The sequence below is a fragment of the Pontibacter chitinilyticus genome (assembly GCF_039748935.1).
Lineage (GTDB): Bacteria > Bacteroidota > Bacteroidia > Cytophagales > Hymenobacteraceae > Pontibacter > Pontibacter chitinilyticus.
The window spans coordinates 35,015-55,578 of record NZ_JBDIZJ010000004.1 but is presented as its reverse complement, the minus strand read 5'-3'; the positions used below and the strand labels follow the sequence as shown (position 1 = coordinate 55,578).

Annotated in this window: 16 protein-coding genes; 8 read left to right on the top strand and 8 right to left on the bottom strand. The window is 49.6% G+C overall.

Annotated elements, in window-relative coordinates; translation table 11 throughout:
* Positions 1 to 5 precede the first annotated feature (5 nt).
* Positions 6 to 1,088: an AI-2E family transporter gene (locus ABDW72_RS08405; protein WP_347158096.1), complete on the bottom strand. Its 1,083-nt coding sequence runs from the start codon at positions 1,086 to 1,088 to the stop codon at positions 6 to 8.
* A 226-nt stretch (positions 1,089 to 1,314) separates the two neighbouring features.
* Here ABDW72_RS08405 and ABDW72_RS08400 point away from each other — a divergent pair, with 226 nt between their 5' ends.
* Both ABDW72_RS08400 and ABDW72_RS08395 read left to right on the top strand, forming a co-directional pair.
* Complete coding sequence (locus tag ABDW72_RS08400; protein ID WP_347158095.1) at positions 1,315 to 2,814, top strand: gluconokinase; 1,500 nt, start codon at positions 1,315 to 1,317, stop codon at positions 2,812 to 2,814.
* Positions 2,815 to 2,905: 91 nt separating this feature from the next.
* Positions 2,906 to 4,222, top strand: coding sequence for a gluconate:H+ symporter (locus tag ABDW72_RS08395; protein WP_347158094.1), 1,317 nt, complete (start codon positions 2,906 to 2,908; stop codon positions 4,220 to 4,222).
* Positions 4,223 to 4,477: 255 nt separating this feature from the next.
* Here the strand turns inward: ABDW72_RS08395 and ABDW72_RS08390 are convergent, their stop codons facing one another.
* Positions 4,478 to 6,433: a T9SS type A sorting domain-containing protein gene (locus tag ABDW72_RS08390; protein ID WP_347158093.1), complete on the bottom strand. Its 1,956-nt coding sequence runs from the start codon at positions 6,431 to 6,433 to the stop codon at positions 4,478 to 4,480.
* A gap of 1,486 nt (positions 6,434 to 7,919) precedes the next feature.
* Entirely contained in the window at positions 7,920 to 8,186 is a 267-nt protein-coding gene (locus ABDW72_RS08385) for a GNAT family N-acetyltransferase (RefSeq protein ID WP_347158092.1), read from the bottom strand.
* 314 nt (positions 8,187 to 8,500) lie between these two features.
* Here ABDW72_RS08385 and ABDW72_RS08380 point away from each other — a divergent pair, with 314 nt between their 5' ends.
* The 4 genes from ABDW72_RS08380 to ABDW72_RS08365 all read left to right on the top strand — a co-directional run bounded on the left by ABDW72_RS08380 (position 8,501) and on the right by ABDW72_RS08365 (position 12,932).
* Positions 8,501 to 9,733, top strand: coding sequence for a Bcr/CflA family multidrug efflux MFS transporter (locus ABDW72_RS08380; RefSeq protein ID WP_347158091.1), 1,233 nt, complete (start codon positions 8,501 to 8,503; stop codon positions 9,731 to 9,733).
* Between the two features lie 522 nt (positions 9,734 to 10,255).
* Positions 10,256 to 10,693 carry a hypothetical protein gene (locus tag ABDW72_RS08375; protein ID WP_347158090.1) on the top strand — a complete coding sequence of 146 codons (438 nt, stop codon included), beginning with the start codon at positions 10,256 to 10,258 and terminating at the stop codon, positions 10,691 to 10,693.
* Positions 10,694 to 11,105: 412 nt separating this feature from the next.
* Positions 11,106 to 11,906 (top strand): ATP-grasp fold amidoligase family protein, encoded by an 801-nt coding sequence (locus ABDW72_RS08370; protein WP_347158089.1) that lies wholly within the window; start codon positions 11,106 to 11,108, stop codon positions 11,904 to 11,906.
* A 240-nt stretch (positions 11,907 to 12,146) separates the two neighbouring features.
* Positions 12,147 to 12,932: an NIPSNAP family protein gene (locus tag ABDW72_RS08365; protein WP_347158088.1), complete on the top strand. Its 786-nt coding sequence runs from the start codon at positions 12,147 to 12,149 to the stop codon at positions 12,930 to 12,932.
* An 84-nt stretch (positions 12,933 to 13,016) separates the two neighbouring features.
* Here ABDW72_RS08365 and ABDW72_RS08360 read toward each other — a convergent pair whose 3' ends face one another.
* Both ABDW72_RS08360 and ABDW72_RS08355 read right to left on the bottom strand, forming a co-directional pair.
* Positions 13,017 to 13,868 (bottom strand): sugar phosphate isomerase/epimerase family protein, encoded by an 852-nt coding sequence (locus ABDW72_RS08360; RefSeq protein WP_347158087.1) that lies wholly within the window; start codon positions 13,866 to 13,868, stop codon positions 13,017 to 13,019.
* A gap of 41 nt (positions 13,869 to 13,909) precedes the next feature.
* Positions 13,910 to 15,439 carry a TolB family protein gene (locus tag ABDW72_RS08355; protein ID WP_347158086.1) on the bottom strand — a complete coding sequence of 510 codons (1,530 nt, stop codon included), beginning with the start codon at positions 15,437 to 15,439 and terminating at the stop codon, positions 13,910 to 13,912.
* A gap of 680 nt (positions 15,440 to 16,119) precedes the next feature.
* On the opposite strand from ABDW72_RS08355, the gene ABDW72_RS08350 reads away from it, so the two are divergent.
* Complete coding sequence (locus ABDW72_RS08350; RefSeq protein ID WP_347158085.1) at positions 16,120 to 16,656, top strand: gluconate 2-dehydrogenase subunit 3 family protein; 537 nt, start codon at positions 16,120 to 16,122, stop codon at positions 16,654 to 16,656.
* 4 nt (positions 16,657 to 16,660) lie between these two features.
* Positions 16,661 to 18,373: a GMC oxidoreductase gene (locus ABDW72_RS08345; protein WP_347158084.1), complete on the top strand. Its 1,713-nt coding sequence runs from the start codon at positions 16,661 to 16,663 to the stop codon at positions 18,371 to 18,373.
* A 94-nt stretch (positions 18,374 to 18,467) separates the two neighbouring features.
* Here ABDW72_RS08345 and ABDW72_RS08340 read toward each other — a convergent pair whose 3' ends face one another.
* From ABDW72_RS08340 to ABDW72_RS08330, 3 genes are all read right to left on the bottom strand, one after another.
* Positions 18,468 to 18,716, bottom strand: a complete 249-nt coding sequence (locus ABDW72_RS08340; RefSeq protein WP_347158083.1) for a DUF3820 family protein — start codon at positions 18,714 to 18,716, stop codon at positions 18,468 to 18,470.
* A gap of 191 nt (positions 18,717 to 18,907) precedes the next feature.
* Positions 18,908 to 19,357 carry a GNAT family N-acetyltransferase gene (locus tag ABDW72_RS08335; protein WP_347158082.1) on the bottom strand — a complete coding sequence of 150 codons (450 nt, stop codon included), beginning with the start codon at positions 19,355 to 19,357 and terminating at the stop codon, positions 18,908 to 18,910.
* A 131-nt stretch (positions 19,358 to 19,488) separates the two neighbouring features.
* Positions 19,489 to 20,460 (bottom strand): aldo/keto reductase, encoded by a 972-nt coding sequence (locus ABDW72_RS08330; RefSeq protein WP_347158081.1) that lies wholly within the window; start codon positions 20,458 to 20,460, stop codon positions 19,489 to 19,491.
* Between the last annotated feature and the right edge of the window lie 104 nt (positions 20,461 to 20,564).

The window sequence follows — 20,564 nt, the reverse complement described above, 5'->3', positions numbered from 1 at the left end:
GCGCTTTATTCCACTTTTACCTGCTGATCGCCCAGCACATCCCGCACGTAAAGCAGCTTAACAAGCACAATGACCACAGCTATAATAGGCGTGGCTAGTATAAGCCCCAGTATACCGGAGAAAACCGCCAGCAGCAGTTGCCCGGTGATTACGAGGGCGGGCGGAATAGCGATCATTTTCCGCTGCACCATCGGGGTGAGCAGGTTGCTTTCCACAGCCTGAATACCAATGTAAAGGAGAACCACATACAGCGCCTGATCCGGGCCCTGCAGCAGCGCGATCAGCACGGCGGGAGCCAGCGCCAGGATAGGACCGAAGTTCGGAATAAAGGATAACAAGCCAGCAATAACGCCCAGCGCCATTGCCATCGGAACACCCAGCAGCAGCAAGCCCACTACTGTTAATATGCCTACCACCGCCATCGAAAACAGCTTGCCAAGTATCCATTTATAGAGGGTCGAACCGAGCTTATCCAGCACATGACGGGCCTCGGCACGGTGCGGAATGGGGAAGAGCATCACAATGCCGGTCCGGTACATTTCGGGTCCGGCGGTGAGAAAAATAGCGACAAAAATAATGATGTAGAGGTTCGCTAGTACACCGAAAGTAGTCGAAAGGATACCCAGGCTTTTCTGCATCCAGCCATCGTTCCTGCTCAGAAAACTGGAGGGAGTAGGCACTTCATCCACCAGTTTCTGCCCCCATGTATACTCGGTCAGCTGCGATTTAAACCTGTCGATGGCCTGGGGCAACTGGTTGCTCAGGCTGTTGATCTGCTCTGATACCTGGGGCGCCAGCCACCACCACGCCAGCACACTTATTCCGAGTACGCCTACAATTACTATGGCCATCGACAACTTGTGCGACATACCGCTATGGCGGCTCAGGGCACCTGCCGTACCTCTGAAGAATACTGCAATCAGCACGCTGGCAAAAAGCAGCAGCAGCACACTGTTAAAGGTGTAGTAAAAAAGGGCCAGCACCAACAGGCCTCCAATTACAATCCCAAATGCTTTTAGTACTTTGTGCGAGAACGTGTCCTTTTCAGGAGGTTTGCCGGAGTTTGTAGCGTGTAAAGTGTCTGTCATAGGATAGTGTTTGTGATAAAGTATGTCCTGAGGCAAAAGGCAACTGATGGCCGCTATAAATTTTTTTGTGGGCACCTCACTAAAATATACTCTAATACCTGCCTGAAAGTTAGCGGGCGGTGCCGTGGGATTACTACATCTGGCGGCTGTTCCGGCAAAAGCGCACAGGTAAGTATAACTAAACAAAGCCGGAATCACGTAGGTACAACCAAACTGAAATGCAGACATGAAGCAGCAAGCCATTATAGGCATTGATATCGGCACAACCAGCACCAAAGCCGTCGCATTTGGAGTTGGCCATGCCGAGGTGCTCTGCCAACACGACGTCGGGTATGGCATCAGCAGTCCTAAGGCGGGGTATGCCGAGCAGAACCCCGAGGAGGTTTTTCAGGCCGTGCTCACCACCCTGAAAAACGTGGCCGGGCAGTTACAGCAGGCAGGCCATACGTTGGCAGGCGTTAGTTTCAGCAGCGCCATGCACAGTCTGATCGCCATGAATGCTGCCGGCAAAGCACTAATCAATTGCCTCATCTGGGCCGATACCCGTAGCAAAGCTTACGCCGACAGCCTTAAAAACAGCACCCTGGGCCACACAATATACCTCGAAACAGGTACCCCACTACACCCCATGTCGCCTTTGCCTAAGTTGTGCTGGCTGCGGGAGCATGAGCCGGAGGTTTTCCGCCAAACCTACAAGTTTATAGGGATCAAGGAGTTTGTCCTGTTTCGCCTCTTTGGCGTATATAAAACCGATTATTCCATTGCCTCAGCTACCGGCCTGTTCAATATTTTTACGCTGCAGTGGCACACCGAAGCGCTTCAGGTAGCCGGCATTACACCTGCCTTACTGCCCGAACCTGTGCCGCCGACCTATACGTTCAGCAAGTTGCTGCCTGAGTATGCCGCGCTGCTGCAGATTGCCGATACAGTGCCTTTCGTGATCGGGGCCAGTGATGGCTGCCTGGCTAACCTGGGCTCCGGTGCGCTGCGGCCAGGCGATGCGGTGGTGACCATTGGTACCAGCGGGGCTGTGCGCGTACTGGCCGGCCATCCGGCTACCGATGATCAGGAACGCATTTTCAGTTACATCCTTTCGCCCGGATACTTTGTGCTGGGAGGAGCCATGAACAATGGCGGTGTGGTGCTGAACTGGTTTCGGGATAATTTCTACGAGTTTGAAACAGCGCAGGAAGCAGACAGCTATGAGGTGCTTTGCCGGAAAGCTGCTGCCATCCCTGCCGGTGCTGATGGGCTGCTGTTTTTGCCTTACCTGCTGGGCGAGCGGGCGCCTGTGTGGGATGCATCAGCCCGCGCCTCTTTTATCGGCGTACACTATACCCATACCCGCGACCACTTCTTGCGAGCACTGCTGGAAGGGGTGATTTTTGGTGTGTACAGCGTGGGGCAGGCGCTGGAGCAAACAGTAGGCCCTGTTTCCGCGATCTATGCCAACGGCGGCTTTTCGCGCTGCCCTACCTGGGTACAGATGCTGGCGGATGTGTTTAACAAAGAGGTGCACCTTTCGAACACGGCGGAGGGTTCTGCCCTGGGGGCTGCCATCATGGGCATGTATGCACTCGGCATGATACAGCAGCTGGAAGATGCGGCACACCTGACGACTACCCGCCAGACGTTCATACCCCGCCCCGACATCCACCAGGTATACCAGCAGAGCTATGCCCGCTACGAAACGCTGTACGCTAAGTTAAAAGACCTGTACAGTTAAAACAACACAGTACAGCCTTGGGGAGATGCTCTATATAGGAATCGGCCGATAGATTTTTTATCTTGAGTTCAAACCATACCTCGAATTGCCCATGTCGCTGCTTATTGTTGTGCTCGGAGTTCTTACCCTGCTGCTGCTGATTCTTGTTTTTAAGCTGAATGCTTTTATTGCGCTGGTGCTGGTAGCACTGGGAGTCGGGGTGGCCGAAGGAATGCCGGTGCTGCAGGCGCTGGCTTCGGTGCAAAAAGGCATCAGTGATACGCTCGGCTCCCTGACGCTCATACTTGGGTTTGGAGCGATGTTGGGCAACCTGGTATCGGAGAGCGGTGCGGCGCAACGCATTACGTATGGGTTGATCAAGCGTTTTGGCATTGGCAACCTGCAGTGGGCCATGGTGCTGACGGGCTTTGTGGTGGGGCTGCCGATGTTCTATAATGCCGGTTTCGTGATTCTGATTCCGCTGGTGTTTGCTGTAGCCGCCTCTGCCCGGCTGCCGCTCCTGTATGTGGGCGTACCCATGGCGGCGGCTTTGTCAGTAACGCATGGTTTTCTGCCGCCGCACCCGGGGCCTACTGCCATCGCTGTCATGTTTCACGCCGATATAACGCGTACCCTGCTGTATGGCCTTGCCCTGGCGGTGCCGACCATTATTGTAGCCGGACCGCTGTTCAGCCGCACACTCCTCAAGTATAAAACCGATCCACCTGAAAACCTGTTTCAGGTACGGCAGTTTACCGAAGATGAAATGCCCGGCTATGGCATCAGCATGTTTACGGCGCTCGTACCCATTGCCCTGATGACGCTCGCGGCAGTGCTCTCCCTGCTGCTGCCGGCAGGTGCCGGCCTCCGGCAGCTCTTCGATTTTATAGGGGACCCGGTTATTGCGTTGCTGCTGGGAGTGCTGGTGGCTATATATACGCTGGGTATAAGAAGGGGCAGACCGGTAGCCGACGTAATGAAAGTGATGACAGACGCTATTGCCGGCATTGCTATGATCCTGTTCATCATAGGCGCTGGTGGTGCCCTGAAGCAGGTGTTGGTTGACTCCGGCGTAGGAAACGACATTACGGCCTTGTTGAATGGCACCAATCTCTCGCCTTTGTTTCTGGGCTGGCTGATCACGGCGCTGCTGCGCGTAAGCCTGGGCTCTGCTACAGTTTCTGCCATTACCGGCGCTGGTATTGTGCTGCCCCTGCTGGGTAGTTCCGGCGTAAGCCCCGACCTGATGGTGCTGTCGATCGGCGCCGGCAGCCTGATGTTTTCGCATGTAAATGATCCCGGTTTCTGGATGTTCAAAGAGTACTTTGGGCTATCGGTACCACAAACCCTTGCCACCTGGTCTATCATGGAAACCATTGTATCTGTGATGGGGCTGCTTGGCGTCCTGTTGCTGCAGTATTTAGTATAGCAGCAACAGAACCGTAGTATTTTCCCTTTGCGGCTCCTTTAAATAGCAGGTTAATAGCTTCCTTTCTGTTGCCTGCTGGCGTAGGGTAGGGCGTAAAGATTATACTTCGCTTGAAAATCAGGTAGTGCTTGCTGTAGCCATGCGCAGGAGTGTTGGAAGGCACGACGCGCGTAAGCACCAGGCAAAAGCAAAACGGGCAGCATAACTGCCGCCCGTTTTTATACTTGTGTTTGCTGGTTTATACTTGTCTGAAGCTTACTGTCTTGTCATCTTAAAAGTATACTTGGTGCTCTGGTCTGTTACGTACAGCAGGTAAACGCCGGGCTCACTGGCAGCTGTCATGTCTACTGAAAGTATAGGCTCATTCTCCTGTAAAGTTACCTGCTGTTCGTGCAGCACCTTGCCCATGGCGTTTGCTACCGTTACCTGCACCAGCCGCTGCTGGCCACCAGCTACCTGCACTGCTACCTGGCTGGTAAAAGGGTTCGGGTAAGCCATCGCTTTGGTGGTCACTGCCTCTACCGTAACAGATTTTACAGTGGAATACGTCGTTTTACCATCCAGGTCTATTTGCGCGAGGCGGTAGTAGCGGGTACCGGCAACAGTAGCTGCTTTGTCCAGGTAGCTATAGTGCTGGGCAGTAGCAGTCGTAATGGCAGCGCTAACTACAAAGCCAATGCTGCGGAAGGTTTTGCCGTCTCCGGACACCTGCACTTCAAAACCGCTGTTGTTCTTTTCGGAAGCCGTCATCCAGGTGAGGTATACGCCCTGCGCTTGGCGGGCTGCTTTAAACCAGGCCAGTTCTACCGGCAGCGGGGCCATGACATTGCTGATGGTATACATGCCAAACTTCTGGGGATTATCAACTTTGAAAGCATAATCTGTGCTTGTCGTAATTGCTTTTGTGGGCTTTTCAACTGTCACATTATCTGTGCTGCGGTAAATGTCGTAATTAGCTGCGGTAGTACCTGCGTCGAGCTGGTAAGCCGGGAAGCTCATTTCAATAGCGGTGGTGAGCCCGTCAGCCGGCACATTGGGGTCGGTCGTGCTGATATAGTATAGCCTTGGCACGCTGTTATTCCCATTGATAGAGCTAACAAAGGGTTTACCCGTTACTCTTTTGAGCACCACATCCTGTATGCTGACAGTACTCGCCAAAATACGTAAGCCGATGTTCCCAAAAAGCTCAGGTGAGCCCTGCACCAGGGTGCGGGTAGTTTGCAGGTTACCTGTTACATTAGCAGTGCTTGTCTCAGCTGTGGCCGTGGCGTATGTTGCAGTTTTACCCAAAAAAAGGGTATACGCATCACTGGTAGTAAGCACCGCATTATCTACCCGCAGGGTGCCATCCACTACAATATTGCTTGCCAGAGCAGTAGCACCAACCGATACTGTCAGGTCGTTGAAGTTACCTGTTCCGGTAGCGGTAATCGTTTTGTTCGTGCCATTAAGAGTAACAACAGAAGTGCCGGCGCTAAAAGTACCGGTATTAACCCAGTTACCGGAGATGGTGTAACTTCCGTTTGAGCCGTTAAAAGAGTTGCTATTGGTAAAGTTGCCGGTTACCGTATAAGTGCCGCTGAGGCCATTAAAGGTGCCGCTGTTAGTTAAGTTACCTTTGACGCTATACGTGCCAGCCAGGCCGTTGAACGTGCCGGTGCTGCCGTTTGTAAAACCTCCCGCTACTGTTAACTGGTTGGCTGCTGTGGCAGCGGTCGCATTCAGAGTGCCGTTGTTGGTCACACTACCGGCAATAGTATGGGTGAGGTTGGCTGTTCCGGAAGCTGCAAACGTAGCGCCTGCATTTACCTGCAGGTTGCCGCCTATGCTCAGGTTAGTGGAGGCAGTTTTAGCGCCGGCTCCGGCAAGTGTCAGGTTATTGTAGGAAACGGGTGCGATAGCCTGCGCAGCGGTGCCGTTGTAAACAACTGTGCCGGTACCAGGTGTAAAAGTGTTCGTATTAGTAAATGCACTACCTAGCTGAATTGTACTACTTGCTGCAGTAATGGTGCCGGAGTTGGTAACATTGCCGGTGAAAGTATGGGTGCCAGAACCGGCAGAAAACGTCCCGGCATTTGTTAAAGTGCCTCCTGCTTTAATGGTACTTGTTTGGGCATTGATTGCGCCGTTATTGATGATACTTGAAAAAGTATATGTACCTGCACCTGCAAATATAGTTCCTGCATTGGTAAGTAACCCTGTTGCCGACAAACTGCTTATACCAGCAACTGGAGCTGTTATAGATGCTCCAGCATCGATGTTAGTAGTGCCAGCAATAGTATGTGCGTAAGCTCCTGTGGTAAAATTAGCAGTGCCTGTAACAGTAAGATTGCCATTTATAGTTAGACCTGTTGTAGCTGTTTTTGCGCCGCTTCCACTTAAAGTAATATGATGATGTGGTACGGCAAGAATGTTTTGAGCAACACCGGAATAAGTTACTGTACTTCCGCTTTGTAATGTTGTTGTTCCGTTATTTGATGTAGCTCCTTTTAAGTATAAATTTCCACCATTTTCTATAGTTAGAGTGCCGTAATACGTGCCGCCAGTTCCTGTAGCCTGCGTTGTGTAAAAGTCTCTTTCTACCTGCAAAGTACTCCCGGAGCCTACTGTTACTGTATTATAAACAGCTCTTTTTTGTAGTGCTGCATCTACGTAGGCTTCTATTGTCAAGTCTCTTTTAACCTTAACGCTTCCGGAGTTTCTGATGGTCAGCGTACCTATGGTATATGTTGGCGCTCCAGCGTTTTGATTACCAGTATATGTTCTATTGCTACCAAGTAGCAAATCTTCGCTTACCTCTAGTGAAGCTACGGAAGCTGTACTTTTTTTAATAACTGAGATGTTAGAAGAATAGGAATTATTATTAAAGGCAGAGCTAAGAACTGATAAGGATTTACAGAATTGTGCACCCTCATCTATCGTGACTGTAAAAGCTCCTTTTATAACCACAATATCGTTTACTCCCGGATAATTAATGCCAACTGCAGGAGTTGCAGTTGCTGCGTATCCCCATGTAGCAGGAGAGGTCCAGTTACCAGTTGCTTGCGCTGTGAAAGTGGTTTGTCCAAAGCTATTCCAACTAAGTAGCAGAAATAGTAGAAAGAATGACAGTCCTACCTGGATTCTAGTATGTTTAACCACAGGAACAGGGGTGAGGAATGCATTGGGTGCTTTCATAAGAGATGTTAAGGGATGATTCATTGTACTATATTGTTTTAGGGATAGCTTTAGTAGTGTAGTGCTTGATCTGGTAGTATTTAAAAGGCAATAGGTGTCTTGCACAATAGTTTTATGCTATTGTATTTAAATGCTGTGCTACACTGGGCAAGGCACTATTCCCTGAAAATAAGGCAATAGAGAGCCTTGGCACTAAGTTGTAGCACGCGTATGTGGTTGCAATATTTTAAGGGGGATTAGCTGTTGTTTGTTGTCTGCTTTACAATTATATAAGTATAATGTAATATTAATAAATAGCGGCAGAACTAACCAAATTATTTTGTTATTTTATTTAAATAAATAGAAGGTAAGCGAGATGTGAAGTAAAAAAATAGCAAAATAGTACTGCAATTAAATGATAAGCTAAAGGCTTTAAATAGCTTTACAGAGGCTTTATTTATAAAATTAAACACACAGAATAAGGTATAAACCTGAAAAAGTTGTCCTATTATTTTGGGACTTCTTTTCGGTTAATTTTTACTCAGGGCTGCTGCGGGTGTGCCTGGAGGTAGCGGGCAACAACCGGGCAAGATGCTTTTACCTTCAGCCCCTGTTCATGCGCATAGGCCAAGCCGGCTTCGATCAGTTTTGTAGCAATGCCTTTTCCGCGTGCAACTGCCGGTACAAACGTATGCGTGAAGTTGATCTCGCCTGCTGCTGGCAGAGCATAAGCCAGTTCGGCGTCTTCTTCCCCTAACTTAAGAGTAAACTGTTGGTACTGCTCCTCGTGTATGATCTTATTTTCCATAGCAACTCAGTTATTTTTCGGCCATTGTTTTAAACTTCCTGCATTACTTCTGCAAACATCTCTGGCGGGTAAGCCCGTAGTACTTTCTGCACCATACTTAGGTATAGTGGCCGGTATTTGAAAGCAGTTAGCTGCCTGCACCAAAGTAAACAGGAAAGTATACGCCATCATATACGTAAATGCTGCAACAGATACTCCCATTCTACACTGCCTGCGTATACTAGCGGCTGAGGCAGGTGCATTTTGCGTCTGCCTCAGCCGTTGCCTTACGTAAGTACAGGTGATTCTTATACCTTTGCATCTTTTAAAACTACATGTCGCGTAAAGAATATATTACCATCATACTCATACTGGGAGCCCTTGCTACGATCAGCCCCTTTTCCATTGATATGTACCTGCCGGGTTTCCCAGCCATTGCCAAAGACCTGCATACCACCATCGACCAGGTGCAGCTGTCTTTAACCAGTTACCTGATCGGTATTTCAGTTGGTCAGCTGCTGTATGGCCCCCTACTCGATAGGTTTGGGCGTAAGACGCCGCTTGCTATCGGCTTGGTCGTTTACCTGATCACCTCTGTGGGCTGTGCCATGACGCGCTCGGCGGACGAATTGATGTTCATGCGTTTTCTGCAGGCGATTGGCGGGTGTGCCGGTATGGTGGCTTCGCAGGCGTTGGTGCGCGACCTGTTTCCTGTAAACAAAACAGCACAAGCTTTTTCATTGCTCACTCTTGTGATCGCTGTTTCCCCGATGGTGGCTCCGACCGTGGGCGGTTATGTTACGGCTGCTTTCGGCTGGCATTCTATCTTTATCACTCTGGCAGCTATCACAGCTCTTATTCTGCTAGGCGTATTTTTTGTGTTACCCGAAGGTAAAAGTGCAGATGCCACTATTTCGCTGCGACCAAAGCCAGTGCTCACCAACTTCCTGTCTGTGCTAAAACAGCCGCAGTTCCTGATTTATGCGCTGGTGGGGGGCATCGCGACGGCTGCTCCTTTTGCTTACATTGCCGGCTCACCGGATGTTTTTATGAACATTTACCGGGTAAGTGAACAGGAGTATGGCTGGATCTTTGCGTTTCTGGCCTTTGCCATGATTGGCTCTACCCAGTTGAACCACATCCTGTTAAAGCGATTCAAAAGCGAGCAGATCGTAGGTGTTACCTTAATTTACCAGACAATTGTGGGGGTGCTGCTGGTAGTGGGGAGTTGGTACGGCTGGTATGGCAAGTATAGCCTTATTATGCTGCTGTTCGTGTTTCTGACAGGGCAGGGGCTCACAAACCCAAATGCCTCTGCGCTCTCTCTGGCGCCATTCACTAAGCACGCGGGCAGTGCCTCTGCTTTAATGGGTAGCTTCCGGATGGCCATGGGCGGCATTGTTTCTGCTGCCGTGAGCATTCTGCATAACAATACCGTGTTGCCGATGGTGGCGGTGATGGCGCTCTGCGCAATAACAGGGCTCATTATCCTGACGATAGGAAATTCCACAGTGCGCCACAAAGCGAACAAGCGTGCTATCGAAGATGATACTTCTGTGCTTATTTAATTGCGACAATATTTTCTGGAGGTGCCAGGCAGCTTTACGCTGCTCCGGTACGGGCGCGGTTAAGATTGCGGGAGCACTTTGCTACAAGATTTATTCAAAAAGCAGTACTATAAATTGCTGCGGCTCAGCGAGCCGCCATTCTGTTGTTTTTACCGCTATTTTATTGAAAAACAAGGTGAAGCTAACAGTTTAAATGGTGAACAATCGGTAATTTTTAACAGGCTTTTAACCGGCAGACAGCTACTTTGAAGAAATTTATGCTATTAGCTGTAACTTTTTATTCAGAAAATCATATACATGGTTCAAACTGCTTTCTAGAACATCATAGCTGTACAAGCAGGCAGAACAAAATGAAGCCTGTTTCGCCTGTTGCTCGTAAAAGAAAGCGCAGGTATATGCATTTTTATTCCGATCAGGCGCGGCCGGTTAGAGTGCTGCGTATAAAAATTTTGCCGTTAAAGATGATCGGAACAAAGCAGGAATGCCAGTTAACTTTAAACAAACAAAACAATCCTTTTTAATATGAAAAACGCTAAATTACTTACCTTACTGTTGGTGGCTATTGTTTTTAACCTGTCGTCCTGTAAAGATGATGAGGAAGATCCAACCCCTATTTCGATCAACCAAAGTTATCTTACTGCCAAGACTTGGAAGATATCCGACATACTGTTTGACGGAGATACCGTAACGACAGACCCGGAAGTTGCTACGATAAGAAGCACCAAGATTAAGTTTAACAACAATGGTACTTATTCACAGCAAACAACAAGCAGCACTGAGAATGGTACCTGGAAGTTTTCACAAAATGAAACCCACCTGCTCTATGGCCCCTCTGCCTCTGAGCTGCAGGATTATGAGATAATGGAGCTAAAAGACGGTTCATTTAAAGGAAAGTCTACCTACACCTACCAGGATTCTGACCCAATAGAGGTACAGGTCGATATGGTACACGCTGAGTAGGTAGCTCTGTATAAAACACCAAAGCCCCGGGAGATCGGGGCTTTGGTGTTTTTGCAGGTTTATACGCCAGGTGCTACGTTATAAAAGAATGAAAGAATTGCCGGAGTAGAACAACATTTAACCATGTTAGAGGTTGCTGTGCAGGTCCGGAAAAATTCCGGAGGAGTATTGTGAAGAAGATTTGCTACCGCTATTCTGAGAAAAAGGACGCCTGAATAACCAATCCGTAACAGACTGCCATGCGTATGTGCCGGCAAAAGCCGCTGGCAACACAAGGTTTCAATTTAAAATACGACACTCTTTGCTATAACAGGGTATGATGTTAAAAGCAGTTTTCAAGAAAAAAATTAAACGAATGCTCCGCAGTATTGGGGTAAGGGTGAACAGGCGAGGCTCAGAATTTGGAAGGCGTATGCAATACCGGCACGAGATATTCTGGGAAGCGAAGAATGCGGAAGAGGTGCGTAACACACCTATGAAAGCTGCCGACCCGCTGGAGAAATGGAAAGATGTGGAGAATTGGCAACGGAAGCTAAGTAATAAGTATAATGCCCGTGAGTTTGCCCATAAGCATGGCTGTAAAGTGCCGGAACTCTACTGGAAAGGGCGAAACTGCCGTCAGATAGATTTCAGCAAACTGCCGGCGCATTATGTTATCCGCCCTACCATTGGGCATTCCTGTAATTGTGTCTTCCTGATGGATAACACGATGAACCTGATGGATCATCGCAACTACACGCCTGAAGAGATTGTGAGCTTCCTGGAAAAAGTAGTGCAGGAGAACCCCCTGATTGAGTTTTTGGTAGAGGAATTTATCCGGACGGAAGAGGGGGAATACAGGATTCCGAATGACTATAAGTTTTATATGTTCAACGGGCAGCTCGCCTTTGTGCAGGTAATCAACAGGATGAGTTCGCATGAAGGCTTTACAAGCTTTTATGATCCGAAATGGGAGCAACTTCGGAATATAAACACAATTTATGGAGAAGCGGCCCACCAAGATAGGCCCGAATGCTATGACGAGATGTATGCGTGTGCTGTAAAATTGAGCAAGTCCTATGAGATCTTTGTGCGGATAGATTTCTATGCAACGGATAAAGGGGCTGTTTTTGGCGAATTTACCCCAACACCGGGGCTAGGAGCAGCCTTTACCCCATTTGGCGATAAACTGCTGATGTCGTACTGGGATAACTATTGTACAGACCTGATCTAAAGCAGTAGCCCTGCGGCGTAGTCCCGCAAAAAGGCCGGTCGGCAAGTGTAAAATGAAGTACAAGTATAAAAATGTAGTATAAACAGGACTGTAACAGAGGCAAGCACCTGTTTTTTCATTAAAAGTTGGGCAGCTGCCAGAGGTTTAGTCCGACTATTTTGTTAGTTTAGACGTAGTAAAACCTTTCTTCAATTCAATAAACTGGCAATGATGCACATAAACTTTAGAAAATTACACCTGTTGAGCCTTTGTCTTCTGGTGCTTTGTCTGGTAAATTTTAAGCCGGCCTCTGCTGCTGCACCAAAAGCGAGTACTCCGTTGTTTGCGCTTAAAGTATATCACCTAAGCAGCGCCAGCCAGGAGGAGCGGCTGGACCAATACCTGAAGCAGGCCTACCTGCCCGCGCTGCACCGCGCAGGCATTAACAAAGTAGGCGTATTTAAGCCCGTTGTAGATACCACCGCTGCCACCAGCTCCCTAGAGCAGCTCGTGTATGTGTTTGTCCCTTTCAACTCACAAGATCAATTCTTCAAGCTGGATGAGACACTTGCAAAAGACAAGCAGTACCAGACAGCCGGGAAAGATTTTCTGGCGGCAGCCCAGGATAAAGCAGCTTACAACCGCTACGAAACAATTTTGCTGGGGGCCTTCTCGGGCATGCCGGAGGTGCATGTGCCTAAACTCTCCTCAGCACCAGGCGAACGGATCTATGAGCTGCGCAGCTATGAATCGCCTACGGATGAACGGCACGAGAACAAAGTGTCGGAGTTTAATGTGGGCGAAATCAAGCTTTTCAATCGTCTGGGCTTCAATGCTGTTTTCTACGCCGATGTGCTGGCAGGCAGCAAAATGCCAAACCTGATGTACATGACGTCCTTTGAGAACAGGGCAGCACGCGAAGCACATTGGAAAACATTTAATGATGATCCGGAGTGGAAGCAACTGAATGGCCAGCCTAGGTATGCTAAAAATGTCTCGCATGCAGATATTATCCTGCTGCACAACACCGACTATTCAGATATTTAGCAGCGCAAAAGTATACCTAACAAAAAAGCCGGACCTGTACAAAGTAGGTCCGGCTTTTTTGTTTGTAAACGGAGAAAGCAGCTGTTATTTGAGGCTTAATTTCTGCAGGTAATTGTAGTCATACTTCATGGCGTCCATTGCAGCGCCACTATACTCTTCCTGTTCTACAAAGTAGTACTTCATCTTCGACTTATCTGCATTCTGCAGCATCTTCTTAATGGCGATGTCTCCTTTGCCAAACTCGGTGCTATGCTTCTTCGCCTTGCTCATATCCTTAAGGTGCCACAGCGGGAAGCGGCCGGGATATTTGTCAAAATAGACAATCGGATCGTAACCGGAGAGCACCAGCCAGCCAATGTCCATTTCCATCTTTACCAGATCCGGGTCAGTATTCTCGATCAGTACGTCATATAATACTTGGCCATTATCCTTTTCAAACTCGTAGTCGTGGTTATGATAACCGAACTGAAGACCCGCCTTTTTGCAATCTTCGGCAGCACGGTTAAACACCTCGGCCGCATGCTGGTAATTGGCTATTGTTTGCCCTTTAGAAGGCATGGAAGAGCAAACCAGGTACTCCTGTCCGGTTTCAGCAGCATTGTCTACCGTGCGTTGCCAGTCGTCACTAATGTGCACATGGCCGCTTCGGAGTGTCATGCCTAAATCCTGCGTGAGCTTTTTAATTTCTTTTGGCTCCAGGCCATAGTAGGCTCCTTTCTCGCTCATAGCCGACTCAAGTTCTTTGTAGCCTATTTTCGCCAACTGCTTCAGGGTGCCGGTTGCATCGGCAAGCATATTCTCGCGCACGCTGTATAGCTGCAGACCTACATCCTGCAAGTTTGCGGGCCGGGTGGCAGCCTTTGCCAAGCCGGGGAGGAAAAGTGCGCCCAGTGCCATGTAGCCGGAGCTTTTCAGAAAATCACGTCTTGTTGTCATGTGTTTTAGTTAAAGGTGAGGCAAGTGGGTGATGAAACGCGTTATTCAGCCTGCGCTGCGGCAAAAACCGAATTGCTGATAAAAGCGACCTTCTGGCCGTCCGGCGACCACGATGGCGTGTTGATGGTGCCCTGGCCGCCGTATACGTAGGCAATTACCTTTGGCTCGCCGCCGCTGATCGGCATCATGCGCAGGTATACGTGCTTGTAAAACGGGTGATCTCCGGCATCTACTTCATCTTTCAGGAAGGAAATAAACACGATCCACTTGCCATCAGGCGAAATATGCGGAAACCAGTCGTGAAATTCGCCGTTGGTAACTGCTTTCTGTTCAGTGCCATCTGCTTTCATACGCCAGATCTGCATGGTGCCGGTGCGGTTAGAGTTGAAGTAAATATACTTGCCATCGGGAGTATATTCTGGTCCATCGTCCAGCCCTTTGGCAGTAGTCAGCCGTACCTCTTTGCCGCCTTTGGCCGGCACCCGGTAAATGTCGAACTCGTTGTTGCGCTGTCCGGTAAAGACCAGGCTTTTGCCATCCGGCGACCAGCCATGTAGGTAAGAGGGACCTTTGGGTGTAATCTGCGTCGGGCTTCCGCCTGTTACCGGCACAGTATAGATGATGGAGCCGCCCAGTTTCTCCACACCACTGCTCAGGCCCAGCATCTTGCCGCCGAAGGAAAGCACATGGTCGTTGTTATTATTGGTAACAGTGCCGGTGTTAAGCTGCGTAGGCTGGCGTGTATCCAGGTCGAAGGTATACATCAGGCCGTCGCTGTTATAGATCAGGCTCTTGCCGTCCGGCGTCCAGTTAGGCGCCTGCAGTGATTTGGGCGAAGTATAAACGATTTCACGGTTGCCGGTATGCACATCCAGCAGTTCGATGTTGCTGCCCAGGTATTCTTTGTAGGGTACCAGGCCTTGGTGGGCGGGCACCGTAATCCGCACATCCTGGAAGGCCCCTTTCTCCAGCACATCCTTGTTGTGGGAGCCTACAAACAAGCCCACGTATACGTCATCGCCCAGGTTCAGGTCGGTTACCTGCTCGGTTACGAAGGGCTGGCCGAATTTAGCCACGCGCATAGTATAGGTGTTGCCTTTGCGCTCCAGCTGGATCACGTCGGCACCCGAAAGCTTGGATTTGATCTCTTTGGTGCTGTCGCCTTTTGCTTCGCGGTATTGGAGGGAGGTCAGCCCGTCGCCATGTACCACGGCGTTCACGTGAGGTGAGTTGCCGTCCAGTGTGGAGCGTACCATCCAGCCTACTTTGCGGTGCGGGTCCACGCCCTTATCCAGCAGTTTGGCACGGGTATAAAGTATAAAATCGCCTTTCATGCGCTTCCAGAGGTAATGGAATTCGTCATGATCGAACCAAATGTTATAGCCTGAACCAGCAAGCGTATACTGGTGGGTGGCAGGGTCGTAGGTGGCAGAACCGGGTTTCAGCACGTTTCCCACATCACTGCTTTTTTCAAAAATGCCAATGGTGTGCTGCTGGGCCAATGCCGGCAACCAGGCGAAGGCCAGCAAACCTGCGCATAGCAGGCCGATGATCCACTTTGTTGTTCTCATAAATAACATGTTTTTAGTATGCACTTTCATTAGTGCGTCCTGGTTGCTTTTAATCAGGCGCAGCGGGTACGGTACAGATTTAATAGGATAATCTAAGTAAATAATTCTAAAAAGAAAACTGGGTGATGCTTAAACTGCTCAATACCAGGCCAGGCTATACTTGTTTTGACATGAATCACTGGAACTGATCTGTAGGTTGCTACTCAGGTACTGTAAGTATAATCAAAGCCTGGAGTGCCTGGCGCTCATACTTCCGGACGGGTTCATTTGTCCGGATGGTCCGTAAGCCGGGTGTTATACGCGGAGTAGCGGCCGGAAAGTTGCTTTAACAGCTATGCGGTTGCGGCAGAATCACCTGCATGCTTAAAATACGACGCTCTTATCTGTGGTAAAGGCCATTAAATGCAGATTTTGCCTGCAGCAGTTGAACCAGGAAGCAGCATTTTAGGTTGAACACGTAGCGTTGGCATGGAACGAAAGAAAGGCTAAAAGCTTCGCTTAGGTTGCGTATGGCAACAATGCAGAAGAGGGAGACCGATGAAGTGCTTACCCGTGCATTTGTATCTCTTTAAAAAAGTTTGTAATATGTTGGACGAATGCCTGCTGCCGGATACGACGAATTATGAACCATCACCTGCCTTGGCAGCCAACAAAACAAGAAGTATAAGTTTAGCTGAATTATGAATAGACGAATTGTGCTCAGGAATATGGCCGTGGCCATTACCGGCTTAGTTGCGCTACCAGCCTGTGACCTGACCAGTAAAAAAGCCGCTGCACAAGCCGGCGGTCCTGCACTAACGCTGCGCCAGGAGGAACTCCTGGGCGATGTAGTAGATACCATTATCCCCAAAACGGATACGCCTGGTGCGAAAGAACTGGATGTACACCACTTTGTGCAGCGAATGGTGGCCGACTGCTACGATAAAGAGACGCAGGCAAATCTGAAAGATGGTCTGAATACGGTAGAGGCCATGGCCCGCAAGAAGTATGAAAAATCGTTTCGGGCATGTAGCAGCGCCGAACGTACCAAACTGCTGGAGCAACTGGAGTCGTCTAACAAAGAAGAGCAGAAGCAGTTCTACTCGCTGGTAAAAGAGCTCACCGTACGCGGGTATATGAACAGCGAGTACGTGATGACCAACCTTGTAAAATACGAAATGATACCGGGCCATTATTATGGTAGTGTACCGGTAAAAAAATCAAAAACCCTTTCCTGATAGTATGGCAAATCTTGCAACAGACGCAGCTAAAAACATGACCTATGATGCCATTGTGATAGGATCGGGCATCAGCGGAGGCTGGGCAGCAAAAGAACTCACCGGGCACGGCTTAAAAACGCTGGTGCTGGAGCGCGGAAGGGATGTAAAGCACATCAAAGATTATCCTACCACCAACCTGAACCCCTGGGAGTTTCCGCACCGCGGCAAACTGACGTATGAGGTGGCGCAGGCAAACCCGATCATCAGCAAGTGTTACGCTTTTTACGAGGGCACTGAGCACTTTTTTGTGAAGGATGCCGAGCACCCCTATGTGCAGGAGAAGCCGTTCGACTGGATACGCGGCTACCAGGTAGGCGGAAAATCGCTGATGTGGGCCCGCCAGACGCAGCGCTGGAGCGACTTTGATTTTGAAGGCCCTGCCCGCGACGGCTTTGTTGTAGACTGGCCTATCCGCTATAAAGATATCGCGCCCTGGTACAGCTATGTAGAAAAGTTTGCCGGCATCTCTGGTAACAAAGACGGCCTGCCCAACCTGCCTGATGGCGAGTTTCTGCCACCTCACGAGATGAACGATGTGGAGAAATACTTTCAGGCAAAAGTAGGCAGCAAGTATAACGACCGGCATATCATTATGGGCCGTGCCGCGCACATCACCAAACCGCAACCCATTCACCTGGAGCAGGGTAGGGCACAATGCCAGCACCGCACCATTTGCGAACGGGGCTGTCCGTTTGGCGGCTACTTCAGCAGCAATTCCTCTACCATTCCCTGGGCTGCCCGCACAGGCAACATGACCCTGCGCCCCGATTCGGTGGTGCACTCTATTATTTATGATGAGGAGAAGGGTAAAGCTACTGGTGTGCGTGTGGTTGATGCGCATACTAAGGAAATGATGGAGTTTTATGCCCGCATCATCTTTGTGAATGCAGCGGCGCTGAACACCAATCTGGTGCTGTTGAACTCCACCTCTAACCGCTTCCCGAATGGTTTGGGCAACGACAGTGGGCTGTTGGGCAAGTATGTGGCTTTCCATAACTACCGGGCTCACATTTCGGCGGAGCATGATGGCCACCTGGACACCACTACGGACGGACGCCGCCCCAACAGCCCGTATATTCCGCGCTTCCGCAACTTGCATACGCAGGAAACGGATTTTCTGCGGGGGTATGCGGCCGGCTTTAGTGCCTACCGTTCATCAGGTTCAAAAAGCGATGGAATGGGCACCAGCCTGAAAGATAGCTTACTGAATCCTTCGTTGGGTGGATGGCGCGTGGGCTCCCATATGATGGGAGAGACGATTCCGAAGGAAACGAACTATGTGGCGCTCAGCAAAACGCAGAAAGATGACTTTGGCATACCACAACTCAGCGTCTCTATTGATTACGACGACAACGATGAGAAGATGATCAAGGATTATTTTGAGCAGATGACGGAGATGTTTACCTATGCCGGCTTCAAAAATATCCAGACAAACGATTCGAAACAGGCGCCGGGACTGGATATACATGAGATGGGCGGCGTGCGCATGGGCAAAGATCCCAAGACATCCCTGCTCAATGAGTGGAACCAGCTGCATGCCTGCAAGAACGTGTTTGTCACCGATGGTGCCTGCATGACTTCTACTTCCACGCAAAACCCTTCGCTCACCTACATGGCCTTAACTGCCCGTGCGGTAGACTATGCCGTAAAAGAGATGAAGAAGCAGAATATCTGATTACCTGACTAAAGCAAAGGAAAAGCTCCTGTCCTGCCATTTTGCTATCATTGCGAACGGCAGGACAGGAGCTTTTTTCGGTTTTATGTAGTAGCTAGCGGTACCGCTTCTGATTCATCCGCTTCAGCGGCTCCAGCAGGTACATTAGCCCATTGGTTTTGATTTCGTAGAGCGTGGCCAGCTGCATACCCAACTTTCCCGGCGGGAAGCCCTCGCGCTGAAACCACTCCAGGTACGACACCGGCAGATCACAAAGTATAGTATCTTTATACTTGCCAAAAGGCATCTTCATAGTTACCAGTTCGGTAAGTATAGCTGGGTTTGGTTGAGGAAGATCTGACATAAATAATGTTTAGTAAGAATATGTTGCAAGCATTTATACTTCGCCTGCAGGCCGTAAAGCTGCATTTATACAGATGTTCTGAGATAGCGAAAGTAGTATACATCCTGGCGTCCTTGCGATAAGATAAAACGCAGGGCTCACACAGAAAGCGGTAAGGCCGCTGAAAGAATACTTTGCTTCCGCACTGAAGGCTATTCTTTGGTCATTTCGATGTGGTCGATGCCATCTTCATCGTATACTTCGCCGGATTGTACAAAGCCAAATAACTCATAAAAGCCTTTGGCATAGAGTTGTGCGCCGATTTTGATCGGGCCGCTGCCGTATTGCCGGTAGCATTCTGCTATGGCATCGTCTACTAACACTTTTCCTGCCCCAGTGCCGCGTACGGACGGAGCAGTCACGATGCGGCCGATGGACATGGCATCGGCATAAGATAAGCCCGGCGGTACCAGACGGGCTACAGCTACCAACTCCTCGCCGCTATACAGTAATAAATGCTGGCACTGCTGGTCTTTGTTGTCCATGTCCAGGAACACGCAGTTTTGCTCTACTACAAATACTTCGCTCCGCAGGCGCAGCACCTCATATAGCTCCTGTGGGGTGAGGGCATCAAACGCCTTGCATATCTTTTTAAACTTCATGTATACTTCCGCTCTTCGCTTTTTAAGGAGGCTCTAGTTACTAAAAAGAACCTAAAGAATTACCTTCCAAAAACAAAAAAGCCTTTGATGCGATGATCAAAGGCTTTTTGCTGCAGGAACAAGGTATACTGTTATTGTGACCACTCAGTCGGTTCGCGGTCCCAGCGGTGTTGCTTTAATTCTTCCAGCAGGTCTTTCGGCAAGCCTTTTCCGTCGCTGGCGCCCAGGTTAGAAGCTACGTGGTTGGCTTTGCGCATGCCGGGTATGGTCGTGCCGACGTTGGGGTTGCTCAGGATAAAACGCAGAGCCATTTCTGCCATCGTCATGCCTTCAGGTACCAGCGGCTTCAGGCGGTTGGCATGGTCTACGCTGGAGTTCAGGTTTTCGGGCACAAAGTAGGTGCTGCGCCAGTCGTCTTCCGGAAAAGTAGAGTCTTTGGTCAGGTTGCCTGTTAAAGTACCTTCATCAAACGGCACGCGTGCGATAATGCCTACGTCCAGCTTTTCGCAGAGGGGAAACAGTTCGTCTTCCGGCGCCTGGTCAAAAATATTATAGATCACCTGCACGGCGCTGATGTGGCCGGTACGCAACGTGTTGAGCACGTTTTCAGGCTCCCAGCGGTTCACGCTCACCCCCATGTGCTGTATTTTGCCGTCAGCTTTCAGTTGTTCCACGGCCCGTTGCCACTCTTCGTTGTCTGCCCAGCTGTCTTCCCACACATGAAACTGCTGCAGGTCGATGGTTTCCACGCCCAGGTTTTTCAAGCTTTTCTCCGTATACTCAATGATGTGAGCTGCCGGAAAACAGTCTTCCAGCTTATACTCCGGCCGGGAGGGCCATTTCATGTTCTTCGGCGGAATTTTAGTGGCAAAGTACAGGCGCTTTTCAGCATGCCGCTTCAGTAGGCGGCCCAGAATCTGCTCACTTAGGCCGGCGCCATAACCCCAGGCCGTATCAAAAAAGTTGCAACCGCCTTCTACGGCTATGTCCAGCGAGCGGTCCGATTGCTCCATGTCAGAGCCCGTCCAGCCGGCCATGCCCCACATGCCATACCCCACCTCGCTCACTTGCCAGCCAGTACGTCCAAATCTTCTATATTCCATATGTTATTGTTTGATGTATGATAAGTAAATATAACAAATTTGATAATAGGCTCCTGCTGCCGGGCTGATAAATCAACACTCCTTAAGTATACGTGGCAGGGAAG